General features: G+C 54.7%; 17 protein-coding genes. 1 reads left to right on the top strand and 16 read right to left on the bottom strand.

Features of this window, described 5'->3' with window-relative positions:
- Positions 1-70: 70 nt before the first annotated feature.
- From dapA to dpaA, 5 genes are all read right to left on the bottom strand, one after another.
- On the bottom strand, positions 71-946 hold the full coding sequence (dapA, locus tag ETC05_RS01860; protein ID WP_031410330.1) for a 4-hydroxy-tetrahydrodipicolinate synthase: 876 nt from the start codon (positions 944-946) through the stop codon (positions 71-73).
- 5 nt (positions 947-951) lie between these two features.
- Positions 952-2205: an aspartate kinase gene (dapG, locus tag ETC05_RS01855; RefSeq protein WP_031410332.1), complete on the bottom strand. Its 1254-nt coding sequence runs from the start codon at positions 2203-2205 to the stop codon at positions 952-954.
- 20 nt (positions 2206-2225) lie between these two features.
- Positions 2226-3269: an aspartate-semialdehyde dehydrogenase gene (gene asd, locus ETC05_RS01850; protein ID WP_031410334.1), complete on the bottom strand. Its 1044-nt coding sequence runs from the start codon at positions 3267-3269 to the stop codon at positions 2226-2228.
- A gap of 111 nt (positions 3270-3380) precedes the next feature.
- A complete protein-coding gene (locus tag ETC05_RS01845; RefSeq protein ID WP_011230774.1) occupies positions 3381-3986 on the bottom strand; it encodes a dipicolinate synthase subunit B in 606 nt (201 codons plus the stop codon).
- On the bottom strand, positions 3983-4888 hold the full coding sequence (gene dpaA / locus ETC05_RS01840; RefSeq protein WP_013145722.1) for a dipicolinic acid synthetase subunit A: 906 nt from the start codon (positions 4886-4888) through the stop codon (positions 3983-3985). Before dpaA ends, ETC05_RS01845 begins: the two co-directional genes overlap by 4 nt.
- Before the next feature lie 193 nt (positions 4889-5081).
- Between dpaA and ETC05_RS01835 the strand changes: the two genes are divergently transcribed.
- Entirely contained in the window at positions 5082-5324 is a 243-nt protein-coding gene (locus ETC05_RS01835; protein WP_031410337.1) for a YlmC/YmxH family sporulation protein, read from the top strand.
- Positions 5325-5386: 62 nt separating this feature from the next.
- Here ETC05_RS01835 and ETC05_RS01830 read toward each other — a convergent pair whose 3' ends face one another.
- From ETC05_RS01830 to rnpM, 11 genes are all read right to left on the bottom strand, one after another.
- Positions 5387-6628 (bottom strand): M16 family metallopeptidase, encoded by a 1242-nt coding sequence (locus tag ETC05_RS01830; protein WP_031410338.1) that lies wholly within the window; start codon positions 6626-6628, stop codon positions 5387-5389.
- Positions 6621-7604 carry a polysaccharide deacetylase family protein gene (locus ETC05_RS01825; protein ID WP_031410341.1) on the bottom strand — a complete coding sequence of 328 codons (984 nt, stop codon included), beginning with the start codon at positions 7602-7604 and terminating at the stop codon, positions 6621-6623. The genes ETC05_RS01830 and ETC05_RS01825 overlap by 8 nt, the downstream gene beginning before the upstream one ends.
- A gap of 87 nt (positions 7605-7691) precedes the next feature.
- Positions 7692-9863: a polyribonucleotide nucleotidyltransferase gene (pnp, locus tag ETC05_RS01820; RefSeq protein ID WP_031410344.1), complete on the bottom strand. Its 2172-nt coding sequence runs from the start codon at positions 9861-9863 to the stop codon at positions 7692-7694.
- Positions 9864-10003: 140 nt separating this feature from the next.
- Positions 10004-10273: a 30S ribosomal protein S15 gene (gene rpsO / locus ETC05_RS01815; protein ID WP_031410346.1), complete on the bottom strand. Its 270-nt coding sequence runs from the start codon at positions 10271-10273 to the stop codon at positions 10004-10006.
- Positions 10274-10360: 87 nt separating this feature from the next.
- Positions 10361-11341, bottom strand: coding sequence for a bifunctional riboflavin kinase/FAD synthetase (ribF, locus tag ETC05_RS01810; RefSeq protein ID WP_031410347.1), 981 nt, complete (start codon positions 11339-11341; stop codon positions 10361-10363).
- 43 nt (positions 11342-11384) lie between these two features.
- Positions 11385-12293, bottom strand: coding sequence for a tRNA pseudouridine(55) synthase TruB (truB, locus tag ETC05_RS01805; protein ID WP_171660236.1), 909 nt, complete (start codon positions 12291-12293; stop codon positions 11385-11387).
- Between the two features lie 54 nt (positions 12294-12347).
- Entirely contained in the window at positions 12348-12731 is a 384-nt protein-coding gene (gene rbfA, locus ETC05_RS01800) for a 30S ribosome-binding factor RbfA (protein WP_031410351.1), read from the bottom strand.
- 15 nt (positions 12732-12746) lie between these two features.
- Positions 12747-13025, bottom strand: coding sequence for a DUF503 domain-containing protein (locus tag ETC05_RS01795; protein ID WP_031410353.1), 279 nt, complete (start codon positions 13023-13025; stop codon positions 12747-12749).
- On the bottom strand, positions 13022-15241 hold the full coding sequence (infB, locus tag ETC05_RS01790) for a translation initiation factor IF-2 (protein WP_031410355.1): 2220 nt from the start codon (positions 15239-15241) through the stop codon (positions 13022-13024). The genes ETC05_RS01795 and infB overlap by 4 nt, the downstream gene beginning before the upstream one ends.
- A 13-nt stretch (positions 15242-15254) precedes the next feature.
- Entirely contained in the window at positions 15255-15563 is a 309-nt protein-coding gene (locus tag ETC05_RS01785) for a YlxQ family RNA-binding protein (protein WP_031410356.1), read from the bottom strand.
- A complete protein-coding gene (gene rnpM, locus ETC05_RS01780) occupies positions 15553-15843 on the bottom strand; it encodes an RNase P modulator RnpM (RefSeq protein ID WP_031410358.1) in 291 nt (96 codons plus the stop codon). The genes ETC05_RS01785 and rnpM overlap by 11 nt, the downstream gene beginning before the upstream one ends.

The following is a 15843-nucleotide window of genomic DNA, read 5'->3' as shown; positions in this document are numbered from 1 at the left end:
CAGCCAAGACAAAAAAAGGCCCCAACGCGCAGGCAAAGCGTTGGGGAGTCATTTCGCGGAGAGACCATGGTTACGACAGCGCATCGAGCAGGCGGCTTAGGTCCTTCCGCTCTTGTTCAGTAAGCGGCACAAGCGGAAGACGCACCGAACCGACGTCCAGCCCGCGCAGCTGCAGCGCCGTTTTCACTGGCACCGGGCTTGGAGCGGCAAACAAGCCTTTCATGAGCGGCACCCATTTTCGATGCAGCGCCGCCGCCTTCTGATGATCGCCCGCTAAAAAGGAACGAATCATTTCTTGCATTTCATTGCCAATGATGTGCGAAGCCACCGAGACAACGCCGGCCCCGCCGATGGCCAACACCGGAAGCGTTAAGCTGTCATCGCCGCTGTAGAGCAAAAAGTCGTCCGGCGTACGCTCAATGATTTCCGCCATGGCGTCCAAATTGCCGCTCGCTTCCTTGACAGCGACAATGTTCGAAACTTCGGACAGCCGGATGACCGTCTCCGGAGCAAGACTCACCGACGTGCGCCCTGGAACGTTATACAGCATCACCGGCAGCGATGTGCTTTCGGCAATCGCTTTGAAATGCTGATACAGCCCTTCTTGGTTCGGCTTGTTGTAATACGGCGCCACAAGCATGACAGCATCGACGCCCGCCTCTTCCGCCTTTTTCGTCAGCTCGATCGATGCACGCGTATCGTTCGTGCCCGTTCCAGCAATGACCGGCACCCGTCCGTTGACGACGGAGACGACATGGCGAAAAAGCGCGATTTTTTCCTCGGTCGTCAACGTCGGCGACTCGCCGGTCGTGCCGGCGACAACGAGCGCATCTGTGCCATTGTCAAGCAAATAGTTGACAAGCTCCGTTGTTTTTGCCAAGTCGAGATTCCCTTTTCGGTCAAATGGCGTCACCATCGCCGTTATGATGTTCCCGAACTGAACCACGATTTTCACTCCTCGCTCCAAATCGCTTCATCTTCGCCCGCACCCGCCTCGGATAGGCAGAAGGCGTCATGCAAGGCGTTGACCGCTTTTTCCATATCGTCTTGCTTCACTAACACCCAAATCGTCGTATGGCTGTCGGCGGATTGCAAAATTTGAATGCCTTGCTCCGACAAGGCAGTGACGATTTTCGCCGTCACCCCCGGTACGCCGGCAATGCCGGCGCCGACAACCGACACTTTGGCGCAATGAGGCGTCACGGCCGGTTCGTAGCCGATGCGGCGCAGGGCGGCCACCGCTTTTTCCGTCATGTCGCCGCTCACGGTATACACAACGCCATACGGCGAAATATTGATAAAGTCCACGCTGATCCCTTCATGAGCCATCGCTTGAAACACGTCAGACTGCAGCTCATAGTGACCTTCTTTCGCCAGCACTTTGATTTGCGTGACGTTGGCGACATACGTAATGCCGGTGACAAGCCGCTCTTTCACATCGCTTCCTTTTCGGCCGCGCATCGATGAAGTGACGAGCGTCCCGGGGGCATCGGAGTACGTCGAGCGGATGCGAAGCGGCACTTTCGCCTGCATGGCGATCTCCACCGCGCGCGGATGGATCACTTTCGCTCCTTGGTACGCCATGTTGCAAATTTCCGTATACGTAACGACGTCAAGCGGCCGGGCGCTCTCGACGATGCGCGGGTCGGCGGTCATGACGCCGTCGACATCGGTGAAAATATCGACCCACTCTGCGTTTAACGCCGCACCGAGCGCTGCTGCTGACGTGTCGCTCCCGCCGCGGCCGAGCGTTGTGATGTCGCCGTTTTCCGCCATGCCTTGAAAGCCGGCGACGACGACGACGTCGTATTGCTCAAGCGCCTCAAGGAGGCGGTCGCAGCGCATTTCGAGAATTTTTGCGTTCGTATGATCGCTGTTCGTGCGGAATCCGGCCTGAGCGCCGGTGAACGCCGTCGCTTTGATGCCGTGTTCGTTCAATAAGTTGCTGAACACAACGCTTGAGATGATTTCTCCGCACGCCATGAGCATATCTTGCTCGCGCTTCGTTACGTGATGGCGAGCGCCGCCAATCAAACTAAGAAGTGTATCGGTCGCATATGGGTCGCCGTAACGGCCCATGGCCGATACAACAGCGACCACTTTATAGCCGTCCTCAAGCGCCCGTTCAATATGGCGGCGCGCCAAGTTCCGCCCGCGCTCGTCGCGGACGGACGTGCCGCCGAACTTTTGAACAATGAGTTTCATGCTAACACCTCGATGCTTTTTCAAATGAGCCCGAGCTTCAACAAACTTTCCGCGATTTGCACCGAGTTCGAAGCCGCGCCTTTTAACAAATTGTCAGCGACAATCCATAGATGGAAGCCGCGGCGGTTGTCCAAATCGCGGCGGATGCGGCCGACAAACACGTCGTACTTACCGACGCAATGGGCCGGCATCGGGTACAACTGTTCGCTCGGATCATCTTGAAGCACGACGCCCGGCGCTTCGCGGAGCACGGCCTGCAAGTCGGCAACGGTGACGCCGTCTTGTTCAATTTCGATGTACACCGATTCCGAATGGCCGCTCGCCACCGGAATGCGCACGCACGTCGCCGCCACTTTCAGCTCAGGCATATGCATAATTTTTTTTGTTTCATTGATCATTTTCATCTCTTCAAACGTAAATCCATTGTCTTGAAACTTATCGATTTGCGGAATGGCGTTGAACGCAATTGGGTAATGCTTTCGGTCCGATTTCACTGGCAAAATGTTCGCCTCCACCGGCTTCCCTTCGAGCACCGCTTTCGTCTGCTCGTTGAGCTCTTCAATGGCCTGCGCTCCCGCCCCGGAGACGGCTTGGTACGTCGAGACAATGACGCGCTCTAGGCCAAACGCCTTCCGAATCGGCTCCAACGCCACGACCATTTGGATCGTCGAGCAGTTCGGATTGGCGATAATGCCGTTATGCCACGTCAAGTCGCTTTCGTTCACTTCCGGAACGACAAGCGGTACGTTTTCCTCCATCCGAAACGCGCTCGTATTGTCGATCACGATCGCCCCGCGCCGCACCGCTTCCGGCGCCAGCGCTTTCGATACGGCCCCGCCGGCGCTGAACAAGGCGATATCGACCCCATCAAAGCGCTCGGGCGATGCCGCCTGCACTTCGATCTCCTCGCCGCGGAAACGCATTGTTTTGCCGGCTGACCGCTCCGATGACAACAAGGTCAATGTTCCAACCGGGAAGTTCCGGTCTTCAAGCGTCCGCACCATTTGCTGCCCAACTGCCCCCGTTGCTCCGACGACAGCGACATGATATTGTTTTTGAGCCATCCACCATTCTCCTTCCACATCGTCACTCTAAGAAGTGAATTCATAATTTTTATTTTATCACATTCCGCTGTGGACGAGAGAACATTTTTATGCGGAACATGGATTTTCGATTCAGTTGTAGCGGAACCGCTCGATAATGACCGGCTGAAGTTGCTTCCCTTCCAGCGCGGCAAGAATCGTGTCGCGCAACAGCGGCATGTAGGCGACCATTGAGTTCGGCTTCGCCTGCGGGGCGTCTTGGCCGAACGGGATGAAATAAATGTTTTTTGCTGCCATCAGCCGCATCAAGTTGACGCCGTTTAAGCCGAGCGCATCGTTTGTGGAAATGCCAAGCACGACCGGGCGGTGGTTGCGCATCGTCGCTTTCGCCGCCATCAGCACGGGGGAATCCGTCATGGCGTTGGCCAACTTGCTCATCGAGTTGCCGGTGAGCGGAGCGATCACCATGCAATCGAGCGGAATTTTCGGTCCGAGCGGCTCCGCTTTGACGATCGTATCGATCACCTCATGTCCGGTCAGTTGTTCGAGTTTTTTCACCCATTCTTCCCCTTCGCCAAAGCGGGTGTTGGTCGTCTTAACCGTATACGTAACAATCGGCAATACTTCGGCTCCTTCATTGACGAGTTTTTCAATTTCCGGAAACACCGCATCATAGGTGCAATGCGACCCGGTGAGGCCAAAGCCGATCCGTTTTCCTTTCAAGCTGTTTCCGCTCATGCATGATTCTCCTCCCGTTTTTGTAAATCTGCATATAATAGTTGCGCCAAGACGTTGGCGATGATTTGCCCAGCTGTCTTTGGCGCGACGATCCCCGGCAGCCCGGGCGCCAAAATGGCTTTCACTCCCCGTTTTTCGGCATAGCGGAAGTCAGTGCCGCCCGGTTTTGACGCCAAATCGATAATCAACGTATGGGGCGGCATTTTGGCGATGACGCTCGCCGTCACGATGAGATGAGGCACGGTGTTGATGCAGACGTCAATGTCACGCACTTCTTTTTCCAAATCGTTTAAATGAAACGGCACGAGCCCCATTTCCGTAATGCGGGCGAGATGCTCCGACCGGCGCGCCCCGACTTTGACTTTCGCCCCCAACGCGGCGAACGTCCGGGCGACGGTCATGCCGACGCGTCCAAGCCCCAAGACGGCAACGCATGAGCCGTGGATCGTAAAATCCGTATGCTGAATGACCATCATCACCGTGCCTTCCGCGGTCGGAATGGAGTTGTAAATGGCGACATCGTCGCGCTCAAACAACTGCACGTGCTTGCGCCCTGTTTTTTTCACCAATTCGTCCAAATACGCGTTGCTGATGCCGGAATAAATCGTGCATTGCCGCGCCGTTTTTTGCACCATCTCTTCTGTAAACGGAATCGGTTCATGGGCAAACACGCTGTTGACATTTCCGTCCAACGTCGTGCCGTGAACCGGCAAAATGATCGCATCCAAATCTGCAAAATCGACTTCGCCAATCGGCAGCTTCATCGCTCCGGTGAAATGATGGGCAAGCTGGTCGAAGCCGACAAGCGACAACTTCGCATCGAGTTCAACGAGTTTGCGAATGACTTCAAGCTGCCTCGCATCGCCGCCGATGATGGCGATATGCATTCCTGTCAGCATCATGTTGTACGCTCACCTTCTTTTTTGGCAAACTGCTCCGTTTCCTTTCCCATCTTATGTTGGAAGGAAAATATAGGTGAATATCCTTGAAGGAAAAAATGGGCGATACGCGCTGTCAGCAGACAAGAGGCAGTCATTTTTTCCGTTTTTGTTCCTTACATATAGAAGTAAAGAAGCCAAAAAGGGGGAACCCAGCATGAGGCTGAGCGAGTTAAGCGGAAAAGAAATTGTCGATGTAAGCCGAGCCGAGCGGCTCGGAGTGCTCGGACAGACCGATTTGGAGATCAACGAGCAAACAGGGCAGATCGAGGCGTTGCTCATCCCCACGGGAAAATGGTTTGGGTTTCGCAAAGAGGGACAGGAAATTCGCGTACCGTGGAAATATATTCGCAAAATCGGCGCAGATATGGTGATGATCGACGTCCCCGAGGAAGGGTGAAAGAGGTGAAAACGAAAAAGCTAACAACCTAGCGAAAGGTCGTTAGCTTTTTTGAGCTCGGTCTATGAACGGAGCGGGCGCGGCAACACGCCGTCGGGGCTGATTAAGGCGAGCGCGTAATCGTCGGTGAACACCGTGCGCGCCAGTTCGTTTACTTTTTCCACCGTGACGCTTTCAATCTCTTCAATGATCTCATCAAGCGAGCGGTGGCGGCCGAGAAGAAGTTCATTTTTGCCGTTGCGGCTCATCCGGCTGTTCGTGCTTTCGAGCCCAAGCATCAGGCTTCCTTTCATCTGCTCTTTGCTGTTATGCAGCTCTTTTTCGGTCACCCCGTCCTCCTTCAGTTGGTGAATGGTCTGCTGGATCGTTTCGAACAGCACATCAAGCTGGCTGCTTCCTGTACCGGCGTAAATGGCGAGCAGGCCGCTGTCTTGGTAGGCGGAATGGTACGAGAACACCGAATACGCCAATCCACGCTGCTCGCGCACTTCCTGAAACAGTCGGCTGCTCATGCTGCCGCCTAAAATATTGTTTAAGATGAGGAGTGGGTACGCGTCCGGATGACCGATCGGCAACCCGTTGAATCCGATGCATACGTGCGCCTGCTCCGTGTCCTTTTTGCGCGCGATCTTTTGCGGCACAAACGACGGCGTCCCTGAAGAAGGCGGCTTGCTCTCTGCGGTGAACGAGCCGAAATAGCGTTCGACCTGGTCAATAAACCGTTCGTCGACGTTGCCGGCGACCGAAACGACGACGCGGTCCGGTGTATAGTAGTCCGTCATATATTGGCGCAGCGTGTCACCAGTAAACGTGCGCAGCGTCTCTTCCGTGCCCAAAATCGGATAGCCGAGCGGGTGGCCCGCATAGCACGCTTTGCCGAGCAAATCGTGGACGATGTCATCCGGTGTGTCTTCATACATTTTGATTTCCTCGAGCACAACATTGCGCTCCTTTTGCAGCTCATCCTCCACAAATGTCGAGTGGAAAAACATATCGGCGAGCATGTCAAGCGCCAACGGCGCATGTTCATCCAACACTTTGGCGTAGTAACACGTATACTCCTTCGATGTAAAGGCGTTCACCTGCCCACCGATGCTGTCGAACGCTTCGGCAATGTCCCTAGCCGTGCGCGTCGTGGTCCCTTTGAAAAACATATGCTCTAAAAAGTGGGAAATGCCGTTGGTTTGCTCCGTTTCATTGCGCGAGCCGGTCCCGATCCATATGCCGATGGCCACCGATCTTACAGTCGGGATTTGCTCGAGCACGATTCGCACACCGTTTTTGCACGTATACTTGTTAATCAACTCCGTGTTCCTCCTGTTTGTTTGCCAGTCTTTTCTCATCGAATAAGGCCGTCAAGCTGCCTAGAGCGTAGCCTTGGCGCTTGATCGAGACGATCAGCTCATCAAGCGCCGCCGCCGTCGGCATCGTCGGATGCATTAAAATGATGGCGCCAGGATGGACGTTTGACGTCACCCGTTTCACTATAACAGATGGCGACGGTTTTTGCCAATCAATTGTATCGACGCTCCATAGAATCGTTTTCATGCCAAGTTCCGAGGCGATCTCGACGACCTCGTCGCGATAGCTGCCGCTGGGCGGGGCAAACCATTTGCATTTGACCGCTGTCGCCGCCTCAATCACTTCATTCGTTTTCTCGAGCTCGCGGCGAATGTCGTCGCCGCTGAGCGTTTTCATATCAGGATGGCTGTAGGAATGGTTGCCGATTTCATGGCCAGCGTCTGCTATCATTTTTGCCATCTCCGGGTGATTTTTTACCCACCGTCCTTCTAAAAAGAACGTTGCCTTGACATGATGTTTTTTCAGCGTCTCAAGCATATCGGGGAGGTATTCTTCCCCCCAGGCGACATTGACCGTAAACGCCACCATCGGCTTGTCAGGATGGCCGCGATAAATCGGCGCCGGCGGCAAATCGTTCAAATGAATGCGGGGCGGCACTTGTCGGAACACGAGTTTTCGCTCATCAAACGTCCCTGTTTTCTTCATGTTTTGATAGGAGGCATCAATGTCGACGGCGAGCCCGTTGTAACCAGGCGTCGCCTTCCACACTTTATCAATGACCGCATCTTGGGCGGGAATTTCGTATTGCTTCGCTTGCTTGACGATCGTGTCATACAGCTTGTCGCGCTCTTTCATCGCGGTCGTTTCCACCGGACGCCAGCTTGCAATGTAATCGCCAACCGGCGGCCAATGAACCGCCGCCCAGGCGGCAAGAAACATGACCGCTAGCGCCATATAGCGGGCATAGCCGTTATTCACCCTTGTCCCCCTCCTTTTTTACTACTACAACATATGTTTTCGGGGGACAGGATAGAACATAACAAAAGAGCCTTAAGAAACAAATTCCTAAGGCTTCATGCGATGGCGCTCCGGCCGTCTTCCTCGTTTTTCCCGCGATTCGCGCGGCGGTTCCCCTCCAATGTTGCGGGCATCCCGCAACACCGCTTTGCGCGACAAGTTGACGCGCCCTTGCTTATCGATTTCCGTTACTTTGACTAAAATTTCATCGCCAATCGAAACGACGTCTTCGACTTTGCCGACCCGCCCTTCAGCAAGCTCGGAAATGTGGACAAGCCCATCTTTGCCGTTGAACAACTCAACAAAGGCGCCGAATTTTTCAATCCGCTTCACTTTGCCTAAATACACTTGGCCGACTTCGACTTCGCGGACGATGTCTTCGATGATTTGCTTCGCTTTTTGATTGGCCGCTTCGTCCACAGACGAGATGAAAATCGTGCCGTCTTGTTCGATGTCGATTTTGACGCCGGTTTCGTCGATGATTTTGTTGATCTGCTTGCCGCTTGGTCCGATCACCTCCCGGATTTTGTCCGGGTTGATGTGCATGATCAAAATTTTCGGCGCATATTTGGACAGCTCTTTACGCGGTTCGCTGAGCGTTTGCATCATATGGTCCAAAATCTCAAGCCGCCCTTTGCGCGCTTGCATGAGCGCCTCTTCCAAAATCTCGCGCGTCAACCCTTTGATTTTAATGTCCATTTGCAATGCGGTGACGCCTTTTCTCGTGCCGGCGACTTTAAAGTCCATATCGCCAAGATGGTCTTCAATGCCTTGAATGTCGGTCAAAATCGTGTAATGGTCGTCGTTTTTCACCAATCCCATGGCAATGCCGGCGACCGGTGCTTTAATCGGCACCCCAGCATCCATCATCGCCAGCGTGCTGGCGCAAATGCTCGCTTGCGATGTCGAGCCGTTCGACTCCAGCACTTCCGAAACGAGGCGGATCGTATACGGGAATTCGCGCTCCGACGGCACGACCGGCTCAAGCGCCCGTTCGCCAAGCGCCCCGTGTCCGATTTCACGACGCCCCGGCCCGCGCATCGGCCCGGTTTCCCCGACGGAAAACGGCGGGAAGTTGTAATGGTGCATAAACCGCTTCGATTCTTCCAAATCAAGCCCATCCAAAATTTGCACATCACCAAGCGCCCCAAGCGTACAAACGCTCAACACTTGGGTCTGCCCGCGCGTAAACAAACCGGAGCCGTGCGTGCGCGGCAGGACGCCGACCGCCGATGAGAGCGGACGGATTTCATCGACTTTGCGCCCATCGGGACGGATTTTCTCGACCGTGATCAAACGGCGCACTTCCTCTTTCACAAGCTTATGCAAAATTTCCTGTACTTGCTTGAGCTTCTCCTCATCCGCTTCTTCCGCCTCATATTTGGCGATGACGCCCGCTTTCACATCTTCAATCGCCGCATCGCGCGCCAGTTTCTCCGGCACTTGCACCGCTCGCTTAATGTCCGCTTCGGCAAGCTGGCGAATTTCCGCCTCCAACGCTGGATCCGGCTCGTAAAGGACGACTTCCATTTTTTCTTTGCCGACTTGGGCGGCGATTTCCTCTTGGAAAGCGATGAGCCGCTTCACTTCCTCATGGCCGAACATGATCGCTTCCAAAATTACTTCTTCCGGCACCTCATCTGCCCCGGCTTCCACCATGTTGATCGCGTCTTTTGTGCCGGCGACGACAAGATGCAGATCGCTTTTTTCCATTTGCTCCACCGTCGGATTGATGACAAACTGGCCGTCGACGCGGCCGACGATGACGCCGGCGATCGGCCCTTCAAACGGAATGTCGGAAATCGTCAGCGCCACCGACGAACCGATTAAGGCCGCTACTTCTGGCGCGCAGTCTTGATCAACGCTCATGACCATCGAGACGACTTGCACTTCATTGCGGAATCCTTCGGCAAACAGCGGGCGAATCGGTCGGTCAATCAGTCGGCTCACCAAAATCGCTTTCTCGCTCGGACGTCCTTCGCGCTTAATAAACCCGCCCGGAATTTTCCCGACGGCGTACAGCCGCTCCTCGTAGTTGACGGTGAGCGGGAAAAAGTCGACGTTTTTCGCCTCCCGCGACGCGGTGGCCGTGCTCAACACGACCGTATCGCCGTAGCGGACGAGCGCCGCTCCGTTCGCCTGTTTCGCCAGTTCGCCGGTTTCAACAATGAGCGGCCGCCCGGCCACATCGATGGAAAACACGCGTTTTTCTTGTTCCATACAGACGAGTACTCCTCTCTATGTACAAATGAAAATATGGATCCGCTGATGATTAGTATAGACGAATTGGCGCCGTTGTTATCATCGCCGCGTGAATCGAACCTGTAAACTAGCAAAAAAGCGGGAATGCTCCCGCTTTTTTATCGACGTAATCCAAGTTTCTCAATCAATTCACGGTAGCGCGCCACATCTTTCTTGCGCAAGTAGGCCAATAAGCGGCGGCGCTTCCCGACCATTTTCAGCAAGCCGCGCCGTGAATGATGGTCTTTTTTATGAATGCGCAAATGCTCGTTCAAGTTGTTGATTTGCTCCGTCAGGATCGCAACTTGCACTTCCGGAGAACCGGTGTCGTTCTCGTGGATTTTAAATTGCTCGATGATTTCGCGTTTGCGCTCCTGCGTCAATGCCATCCGTGTTCACCTCCCTAGTCTTAGATCCCCGATTGCCGAGCGGGCGTCGGTGACTCGCCTAGCCAAGCAATGGTTCGCATACATTGATTAGAATACCTCTTTTTCCGGCAAAATGCAAGTCTTTTCGTCGAAACAGCGGAAATACTGCTCCGCCTCTTTCTTGTCACGGGCGATTTGCGCCGTCAGTTCGTCGACACTGCCGAACTTCCGCTCGCTCCGGATGCGGCGATGCCATTCAATCGTCATCGATTGCCCGTAAATGTCGCCGGAAAACGCGAACAAGTGCACTTCAATATTCGGCAACCCTTCTCGTCTGTCGTGGAACGTCGGCTTGTAGCCGACGTTCGCCACTCCGTCATACATCCTTCCACCGACAGCTGCGCGAACGGCATAGACGCCGACTGCCGGCAAGGCATAATCGCTGTTTAAAGCGATGTTCGCCGTTGGAAAGCCGATCATCCGCCCGCGCCGCTCCCCGGCCACGACCGTCCCTTCCAGCTCGTAAAAGCGGCCAAGCAGGCGGGGGAGCTGTTCAACCGCCCCGTCTTCGAGCAGTTTCCGCACCCGAGACGAGCTCACTTTTTCCCCATCGACCACAAGCTTCGGAATGACCGTCTGTTCAAAACGGCCGCGCGCATGGAGTGGCATCGTCTCCATCGTTCCTTTTCCGAACCGCCCGTAAGTGAAGTCAAATCCAGCGACGACATGCTTCACATGCAATCCGTCCAAATATTGGTCAACGAATGCTTCCGGCGGCAACGCAGCAAACGTCGGCGTAAATTCCACGATGTACAGCCGGTTGACGCCAAGTGATGCCATCAGTTGCTCCTTTTTGCCAAGCGGCGTGATCGAGCGCAACTCGGACTGTTTGCCGAGCACAACGGACGGATGAGGGTGAAACGTCATCACCGCACTTTCATACCCGCGCTCGTTGGCGATCTCGACCGCGGTGCGGATGACTTTTTGATGGCCAAGGTGGATGCCGTCGAAATAACCGAGCGCCATCACCGTCGGGGGAAGCGCCTGGCGCTCGAGGCGATGCGGATGCGAAAGAAACAGCGTTTCCATGTCTATGACCCACCTTCTTTATTTCCAAATGGCACCCGCGGCGTTAACGAAACACTTTGAGCGGCTTCATCAAGCCGGGGCGCGCCGGATGCTTCACGTACAGGGCCAGCGCTTCCCGCTCGGGCGAAACAAGCACAACCGGCCCGTCAAGCTTCTCGAAGAAAGCGGGAAGCCGGAGCAACGCCCCGTTTTTCACCTTCTCTGCTACTTTATCATTGATTTCATATTTCGGCAAATGAAAAAGCGCTCGCTCGATCGGGATGAGCAAAGAAGCCGCCGTCCCATCGGCCGCCCGCCGCTCCACCTCTTCCAATGTCACGCAATCTTCAAGCCGAAACGGCCCAGACGCCGTGCGGATGAGGTCGGACATATGGGCCGGATAGCCGAGCCGTTCGCCAATCGTCACGGCCAGCGTTCGCACGTATGTCCCTTTGCTGCACGTGACGCGAAAGCGAAATGACACCGTTTCTCCGACAAATTGTTCGCGTTCATCAAGCAACTCCAGCTCATAAATGGTCACACGCCGCGTCGGACGTTCGACTTCGATGCCAGCGCGCGCGTATTCATATAGTTTTTTGCCGCCCACTTTCACCGCGGAGTACATCGGCGGCGTTTGCTCAATTTCCCCAGTCAAGCTGTCAAACACCGCTTCGATCTCCGCACGCGCGATCGCCCGGTCAACCGGACGGGCGGCGATGATGTCGCCGTCCGCATCTTCGGTTGTCGTCGCGACGCCAAGCGTCACTTTTCCTTCATACGTTTTCGTCGTCCCGGTCAAAAACTCGGCGATGCGCGTCGCCTTGCCAAGGCAAATGGGCAGCACGCCGGACACGTTTGGGTCAAGCGTTCCGGTATGCCCTGCTTTTTTTACGCCAAGCAGACGGCGCACTTGGGCCACGCAGTCGTGAGACGTCATCCCTTTCGGTTTATGGAGCAGCAATACCCCGTCCATCGGCGCACCCTTTCCGTTTCCATAATCATGAATGGAAATGGATAGACGGTTCGTCTATCCATTGTTCGGCTTCTCATCCACTTCTTTCGCCGGGTGGTCATCGCTTGAAATTTGCCGGATCAACTGTTCGATACGGCTGCCGTATTCAATCGTTTCATCGATTTCGAAGAAAATCTCCGGCGTCTTGCGCAGGCGGATGCGCTGCCCGATTTCCGAACGAATAAACCCTTTCGCTTTTTCGAGCGCCTTCAATGTATTTTCCCGTTGTTCATCATCCCCGAGGACGCTGATGTACACTTTCGCCTGCTGCAAATCGCCGGTGACCCGCACATCGGTCACCGTCACAAAGCCGATGCGTGGATCTTTCAGCCTGCGGCTGATGATGTCGCTCAACTCTTTTTTCATTTGCTCGCCAACGCGAGTTGCCCGTATATTCATCACCTATCACCTCGGTTACAACCACTCAAATGATGTGGCCGCCCGCTCGAGCTCAGGGAACGAGTCGATCAAAGCGAGCGCCCGCTCGAGCTCCCGTTCGGTCGCCCGACGGCTGGACGTAATGGCAACAAGGCCGATGGTCGCTCGTTGCCATGCCTCTTGATGATCGATTTCGGCCACAGAGACGTTATATTTTTGCCGGATTCTTGTCATGACCCGCTGCAGGACGGCCCGTTTATCCTTGAGCGAGCGGGCGTTGTAGATGATGCATTCGCACGCGGCGAAGCCGATCATGCCCGGGCCACTTCCTGCATGACGTATGCTTCGATGACATCGCCTTCTTTGATATCATTGAAGTTTTTGATCGTCAGACCGCATTCATACCCTTGCGCCACTTCGCGCACATCGTCTTTGTACCGCTTGAGCGAATCGATTTCCCCTTCGTAGACGACGATGCCTTGACGAATAAGGCGCACTTTGCTGTCGCGCGTGATTTTGCCGTCCGTGACATAGCAACCAGCGATCGTGCCGACTTTTGATACTTTGAACGTTTGCCGCACTTCCGCTTGGCCGATCACTTTCTCTTCGTATTCTGGATCGAGCATTCCTTTCATCGCCGCCTCAATTTCCTCGATGACGTTGTAAATGATGCGATGGAGGCGGATGTCCACTTTTTCCGATTCGGCAGCGCGCTTGGCGTTTGCGTCCGGACGGACGTTAAAGCCGATGACGATGGCGTTCGAAGCCGTCGCCAGTGAAATGTCCGATTCGGTGATGGCGCCGACCGCAGCGTGGATGATTTTCACCCGCACGCCTTCGACCTCAATTTTTTGCAAGGCAGCGACAAGCGCCTCAACCGAGCCTTGAACATCGGCTTTGACGATCAAGTTCAGCTCTTTCATTTCGCCCTGCTTAATCTGTTCAAACAAATCATCCAAGCTGACGCGCGTTTTGACGCTCCGCTGCTCCTGCAGCTGCCGCTGCGCCCGCGCCTCCGCGATTTGCCGCGCCTTTTTCTCATCTTCAAACACCATGAAGCGGTCGCCAGCTTGCGGCACTTCATGCAACCCCGTAATCTCGACTGGCATCGATGGAGTCGCCTCTTTGACGCGCCGGCCGCTGTCATTCACCATAGCGCGCACACGACCGTATGTTGTGCCGACGACGATCGGATCGCCGACACGCAACGTTCCCGCTTGAATCAAAAGCGTTGCCACCGGGCCACGCCCTTTATCAAGCTTCGCTTCGATCACCGTACCGACCGCACGCCGGTTCGGGTTGGCTTTTAATTCTTCCATCTCACTGACAAGCAGAATCATTTCTAAAAGATGATCAAGTCCTTCTTTCGTTTTTGCCGACAACTTGCAGAAAATCGTATCGCCGCCCCATTCTTCTGGAACGAGGTTGTATTCCATCAATTCTTGCATGACGCGGTCCGGGTTCGCTTCCGGCTTATCGATTTTATTGATGGCGACAATAATCGGCACGTTCGCCGCCTTGGCATGGTTGATCGCTTCCACCGTCTGCGGCATCACTCCATCATCCGCGGCGACGACAAGGACGACGATGTCCGTGACTTGCGCCCCACGCGCCCGCATCGTCGTAAACGCTTCGTGCCCCGGCGTATCAAGGAACGTAATTTTTTTGTCGTTGACGGTCACTTGGTACGCACCGATGTGTTGCGTAATACCGCCGGCTTCTTGCTCCGTCACCTTCGAATGGCGAATCGCATCAAGCAGCGTTGTTTTTCCGTGGTCGACGTGCCCCATGATCGTCACGACCGGCGGCCGTTCAACCAAATCTTCCGGCGCGTCGACAATTTCGATCGCTTCAAAGTTCGTCTCATCGATCGTCACTTTTTCTTCGACTTCAACCCCATAATCCGAGCAGATGAGCTCGATGGCGTCTTTGTCTAAATCTTGGTTGATTGTCGCCATCACGCCGAGCATAAACAGCTTCTTAATAATTTCTGACGGTTCGCGGCCAAGCTTTTTCGCCAGTTCGGCCACGGTGAGTGAGCCTTCAAACGTAATTTTTTTCGGCAGCTCTTTTTCTTTTTTCGCCGGCTGCGGCGTCTGTTTCGCAGCCGGGGCGGCTTGTTTTTTCCCTTTCGCCGGCCCTTTTCCTTTCTTCTTCGCCGCTTGGAGCAGTTTCTTTTCTTGCTGTTGTGCCTCCGTTTTTTTCGTTTCCTTCCCTTTTGGCGCTCCTTTTTTCTTCGCCGGTTTCATTTTCGCCGCTTCTTTGCTGTCGTCAAAAATTTCCTCATCAGCAAAATCGGCCGCCTTTGCTGGCGTCGGCCGTTTCGGCTTCTCCGCTTTCTTTTCGGCTTTTTTCTCTTCTTTTTTCCCGCCGTTCGGGCGGTATTGATGATCGAGTTTTTCGACGACGTCAGCCTCCAGCATCGCCATATGATTGTTCACTTCAATGTTCATTTCTTTCAATTTATGAATGACGTCCTTGCTTGGCACGTTCTGTTTTTTCGCGTATTCATACACACGCATTTTCGACATACATTCACCCCCATTAAAATCGGTCGAGCATCGTTTGCAATTGACGCGCAAACCCTTCGTCGGTGACGGCGACAACGACGCGGGCGTCCTTGCCGATCGCGCCGCCAAGCGTATACCGGTCCGGCACTTTGCAAAGCGGGACGCCATAAAACGTACATTTGTCCGTCACTTTTTTTTCCGTGTTGGCCGATGCGTCTTGTGAGAGCAAGACGAGCCGCGCCCGGCCCCGTTGCACTTCTTTGACGACAAGCTCTTCGCCGGAGACGACTTTTCCCGCCCGCTGCGCCAATCCAAGCAGCGATGCCCAACGGTTATGCTTCATGTCCAGCCTGTTTCTCCTTTTCCGCCAACGCAAGCAGCTCGTCATAAATGGCATCGGCGACATCGGCTTTTAGATGGCGGGCTAAAATGTTTTTCTTTTTCGCCTGCAAAATGCATTCTGGATCAAGGGTAATATACGCGCCGCGCCCCGCCTTTTTGCCGGTCGGGTCGATCGACACTTCCCCCTCTTTCGAGCGGACGATGCGCACCATTTCCCGTTTCGGCTTCATCTCTCCAGTGACGACGCATTTGCGCAGCGGAATTTTCTTTTGCGCTGCCAT

The sequence above is a fragment of the Geobacillus sp. BMUD genome (genome assembly GCF_013096845.1).
GTDB classification, from domain to species: Bacteria; Bacillota; Bacilli; order Bacillales; family Anoxybacillaceae; genus Geobacillus; species Geobacillus vulcani.
This window is presented reverse-complemented; position numbering and strand designations above follow the sequence as displayed.

Excerpts from the sequence above, each read along its gene's own strand:
- ribF (WP_031410347.1), bottom strand. The coding sequence starts at position 11,341 with ATGGAAACGCTGTTTCTTTCGCATCCGCATCGCCTCGAGCGCCAGGCG.
- ETC05_RS01835 (WP_031410337.1), top strand. The coding sequence starts at position 5,082 with ATGAGGCTGAGCGAGTTAAGCGGAAAAGAAATTGTCGATGTAAGCCGA.
- rbfA (WP_031410351.1), bottom strand. The coding sequence starts at position 12,731 with ATGAATATACGGGCAACTCGCGTTGGCGAGCAAATGAAAAAAGAGTTG.
- ETC05_RS01795 (WP_031410353.1), bottom strand. The coding sequence starts at position 13,025 with ATGATCGGCTTCGCCGCGTGCGAATGCATCATCTACAACGCCCGCTCG.
- dapG (WP_031410332.1), bottom strand. The coding sequence starts at position 2,205 with ATGAAACTCATTGTTCAAAAGTTCGGCGGCACGTCCGTCCGCGACGAG.
- truB (WP_171660236.1), bottom strand. The coding sequence starts at position 12,293 with ATGGACGGGGTATTGCTGCTCCATAAACCGAAAGGGATGACGTCTCAC.
- ETC05_RS01845 (WP_011230774.1), bottom strand. The coding sequence starts at position 3,986 with ATGAGCGGAAACAGCTTGAAAGGAAAACGGATCGGCTTTGGCCTCACC.
- rpsO (WP_031410346.1), bottom strand. The coding sequence starts at position 10,273 with ATGGCATTGACGCAGGAGCGCAAACGCGAAATCATCGAGCAATTTAAA.
- pnp (WP_031410344.1), bottom strand. The coding sequence starts at position 9,863 with ATGGAACAAGAAAAACGCGTGTTTTCCATCGATGTGGCCGGGCGGCCG.
- infB (WP_031410355.1), bottom strand. The coding sequence starts at position 15,241 with ATGTCGAAAATGCGTGTGTATGAATACGCGAAAAAACAGAACGTGCCA.
- ETC05_RS01785 (WP_031410356.1), bottom strand. The coding sequence starts at position 15,563 with ATGAAGCATAACCGTTGGGCATCGCTGCTTGGATTGGCGCAGCGGGCG.
- asd (WP_031410334.1), bottom strand. The coding sequence starts at position 3,269 with ATGGCTCAAAAACAATATCATGTCGCTGTCGTCGGAGCAACGGGGGCA.
- rnpM (WP_031410358.1), bottom strand. The coding sequence starts at position 15,843 with ATGGCAGCGCAAAAGAAAATTCCGCTGCGCAAATGCGTCGTCACTGGA.
- dpaA (WP_013145722.1), bottom strand. The coding sequence starts at position 4,888 with ATGATGCTGACAGGAATGCATATCGCCATCATCGGCGGCGATGCGAGG.